This window comes from Mesorhizobium sp. M7A.F.Ca.US.014.04.1.1, assembly GCF_003998745.1.
GTDB lineage: Bacteria > Pseudomonadota > Alphaproteobacteria > Rhizobiales > Rhizobiaceae > Mesorhizobium > Mesorhizobium ciceri.
The window spans coordinates 7,916-11,767 of record NZ_RZRW01000131.1 but is presented as its reverse complement, the minus strand read 5'-3'; the positions used below and the strand labels follow the sequence as shown (position 1 = coordinate 11,767).

General features: G+C 65.0%; 3 protein-coding genes. All 3 read right to left on the bottom strand.

Annotation, left to right across the window (positions count from 1 at the left end; genetic code table 11):
• Positions 1 to 142: 142 nt before the first annotated feature.
• On the bottom strand, positions 143 to 1,786 hold the full coding sequence (locus tag EOA22_RS11695) for a dihydroxyacetone kinase subunit DhaK (protein WP_063169895.1): 1,644 nt from the start codon (positions 1,784 to 1,786) through the stop codon (positions 143 to 145).
• Between the two features lie 54 nt (positions 1,787 to 1,840).
• Complete coding sequence (locus EOA22_RS11690) at positions 1,841 to 2,854, bottom strand: ABC transporter ATP-binding protein (protein ID WP_063169896.1); 1,014 nt, start codon at positions 2,852 to 2,854, stop codon at positions 1,841 to 1,843.
• On the bottom strand, positions 2,847 to 3,852 hold a 1,006-nt coding region (locus EOA22_RS11685; RefSeq protein WP_245478622.1), incomplete at its 5' end, for an ABC transporter ATP-binding protein. The genes EOA22_RS11690 and EOA22_RS11685, both read right to left, overlap by 8 nt.

Below are 3,852 nucleotides of genomic sequence, written 5' to 3'. Positions count from 1 at the left end.
ATTCCTCGGCATTCGCGGCGATCGTATCCGCGGCGGCCGCGATCAGCCGGGCAAGGTTCAACGCCGCCATGTCACCCGCATTCCCGGTTTCCATCTTGCCCGCAGTATCGAAAGAACGGTCATTCGACAACTGGAGCATACGTCAGGCCGCTTCATGCAATGCCGCGGCCGCCGCGAAGACTTCGGCCACCGCGTGAGCGCCGGGGTCGACCACACCTTGCAGCTTGCTGCCGACATAGGCCGACCGCCCGGCTTTTGCCTTGTCCATGGCGGCCGTGGCCTCGGCACCATGGCGGGCTGCTGTTGCCGCCTCCTCCAGGCCGTTCGCGTCGAGTGCTTTGAGCGCCGGCTCCAGCGCATCGACCATGGTTCTATCGCCAATTCTGGCGCCGCCATAAAAGGTCATCCGTTCAAGGCCGGCAAGCAACGCTCTGGGCAGGCTCGCGCCGCCGCCCAGAGCCTGCGCCGCCGCCGTGAAGAAGATCGACAGCAGCACGCCGCTGGAGCCGCCCATCGACGCGCTCAGAATGTCGCCTATCGCGCCAAGGGTGGCTGCAGGCTCGGCAAGCGGCAGCGTGTCGAGCCGCTCGAGAACACTGCGCGCGCCGGTCGCCACCGTCGAACCGGTGTCGCCGTCGCCTGTTTTGGCGTCCAGTCCGTTCAAAGTCGCTTCGAGCGCGATCAGCCTTTCGCAGATGGTAACGAGAAGAGACCGGGTCCGCGCATCCTGGCTGGGCTTGCGTGCCACGCTTTGTCCGGCCGCTTTCGCCATCGGCACGACGGCAGGTGAAACAACCGGCTTTGCCGGTATCCAGGCATGCGGGCCGACCGGCGCCTGCAAGGCGGTTTCGCGCGCCGCATCCAGCCGGATCAGCGACAGCGAGAAGCCGTTCATGTTGAGCGCCGTCATCAGCGGGCCCGGCCCGATCGTCAGTTTGATGGTTTTGGCCAACGGCGAGGCAAGCACCGCATTGGCGATAACGGACATTTCCAGCGGCGGCACGGAGCCGAGATTGTTGATCAGCAAGGCGTAGGTGGCCTTGGGATCAAGCCGTGCCGCGAGGCGCTCCGCCATGATCGCCACCAGCCTGTCGGCGCTCTGCACCGCAATCCGCTCGACGCCCGGCTCGCCGTGAATGCCAAGGCCGAGTTCGCCATCGTTCTCGCCAAATCTGTCTTCGTGCGGCTGGCCCGGGATCGAGCAGGACGACAGCGACATGCCGAGCGAAACTATGTCCTTAGCCGCCGCCCGCGCCGCTGCCGCGATTTCAGCCAGATCGTGGCCGGCTTCCGACAGGTGGCCTGATATCTTGTGCACGAACAAGGTGCCGGCAACGCCGCGCGGCTGGGTGATGTCGGGCAAAGCGATATCGTCGGCGACAATGACCATCTCGACACGAAACCCTTCGGCGCGCGCCTTCTCTGCCGCCAGGCCGAAATTGAGACGGTCGCCGGTGTAGTTCTTGACGATCAGCAGGCAGCCGGCCGGGCCGGTGACCGCGCGAATGGCGGCCAGCACCGCTTCGACGCTTGGCGAGGCAAAGATCTCGCCCGAAACCGCCGCCGTCAGCATGCCCCTGCCGACGAAACCGGCATGTGAAGGCTCGTGCCCGGCCCCGCCGCCGGAGACGACACTGACTTTCGTCTTGTCCCAGTCGGCGCGCAGGACGACCTTGATCTCGGGATAGCCGTCGAGGCGCGCGAGATCGCCGGAGCCAATGGTTCGTAGCAGGCCGTCCAGCGCCTCGGTGACGATCGTTTCCCTGCGATTGAAAAAGTGCTTCATCGATTCGTCCCGTACTGGCAAAGTCAAAACCGGTGCTGAATCACCGAAAACCGCTCACATCAATCGCTGTCCATCGGCGCCGAAATACAGCGGCGCCCGGTAGCGGATCACCACTTTGTCGCCCTGCGCCAGATCCGTGTCGGGATCGGTCAGCGTCACCAGTTTCTTGGTGCCTACCGTCACATGCAAATGGTTCTGGTCACCGAGATGCTCGACCCAGTCGACAACGCCGTCAGCATGGCCATTCGCGGCCTTCGCGATCGTCAGATGCTCGGTGCGCGCGCCGATCGTCTTGGTGCCGGCCGGTGCGCCGCCGTCAGGCAGCAGCCCGGTCGGCAGAAGATTGATCGCCGGCTGGCCGAGCCTCGCCGCGACATGCAGGTTTGCCGGCTCTGAATAGATGGTGCGCGGCGAGCCGATCTGCACCAGCACGCCCTCGGTGAGGATGCCGATGCGGTCTGCCATCGTCATCGCCTCGATCTGGTCGTGGGTGACGTAAAGCATGGTGGCGCCGAGCTCGGTCTGGATGCGCTTCAGCTCGAGCCGCAGATCCGCCCGCAGCTTGGCGTCGAGCGATGACAGCGGCTCGTCCATCAGATAGATGGACGGTTTGTGCACCAGCGCGCGGCCGATGGCGACGCGCTGCATTTCGCCGCCCGAAAGCTTGGTCGAGCGGTTGGCGAGCTTGTGATGGATGCGCACCATCTTCGCCACCTCCTCGACCCGGCGGCGGATCTGGTCTTCCGGCATTTTCCGCGCCGGCGAGCGCAGCGGAAAGGCGAGATTGTCGAACACCGACAGATGCGGATAGAGCGAATATTGCTGGAAGACGAAGGCGGTGTCGCGCTCGGCCGGCGACAGCGTCGTGGCATTGTGTCCGCCGATCTCGATCGTGCCGCTGTCTGGCCGTTCCAACCCGGCGATGAGCCGCAGCGTCGTCGTCTTGCCGGCCCCGGTTGGCCCGAGCAGCACGACGAATTCACCATCTGCTATGTGCAGGTCGAGGCCGTCGACGGCGACATGGTCGCCGAAACTCTTGGTCACGTTCTTGATGTGCACCTCAGCCATGCTGGGCCCTCCGTTCCGAGGCGACATCGTGGATCGCGGTTCTCACCGCGCGGCCCGATCCCTTCTCGAACAGCGACAGCCGCGCGCTGCTCAGCGTCAGGCCGACATGGTCGCCGGTGGCGAGCCTGATTTCGGCCGGTACGCGTGCCTTGATGATGCCATCCGCCGTCTCCACCGCGACGATCTGCGTGGTGCCGAGATATTCGGTGCCGTAGATGGCGCCGCGCAATTTTGAGGCGTCGTCGAAGCGGATGTGTTCAGGGCGGATGCCGAGCGCCATGTCGCCAGGTGCGATGTCCTCGCGCACCTCCGGCACCGCGACCTTCGCGCCTTGCACGATGATCTCCCTGGCGCCCTTGGCGAGCCCGCCGCCAAATCCCAAAAAGTTCATCGGTGGCGAGCCGATGAAGTCGGCGACGAACATGGTCGCCGGGCGGTCATAGATTTCGCGCGGGCTTCCGAACTGCTCGATGACGCCATGGTTCATCACCGCGATCTTGTCGGCCATCGACATCGCTTCCATCTGGTCGTGCGTGACATAGACCGTCGTGGCATGGATGCGGTTGTGCAGTTCGCGCAGCTCGTGGACCATCAAATCGCGGAATTCGGTGTCAAGGGTTCCCAGCGGCTCATCCATCAGGAAGCATTTTGGCCGCCGCACGATGGCGCGGCCGAGCGCGACGCGCTGGCGGTCGCCGCCGGCAAGTCCGGAGACGGATTTGTTGAGCAGATGGTCGATGCGCAGCAGCTTCGCCGTTTCCTCGACCCGCGTGCGGATTTCGGCCGAAGGCATGCCTTGCGCCAGCAGCGGGAAGCCGATGTTCTTGCGCACATTCATGTGCGGATAGAGCGCGAACAGCTGGAAGACGAAGGCGATGTCGCGCTCGCGGGCCCGCAGCATGGTGACGTCGTCGCCGCCGAGCAGGATCTGGCCGCCGGTCGGCAGCTCAAGCCCCGCGTTCATGCGCAAGGTCGTCGTCTGGCCGCAGCCGGACGGG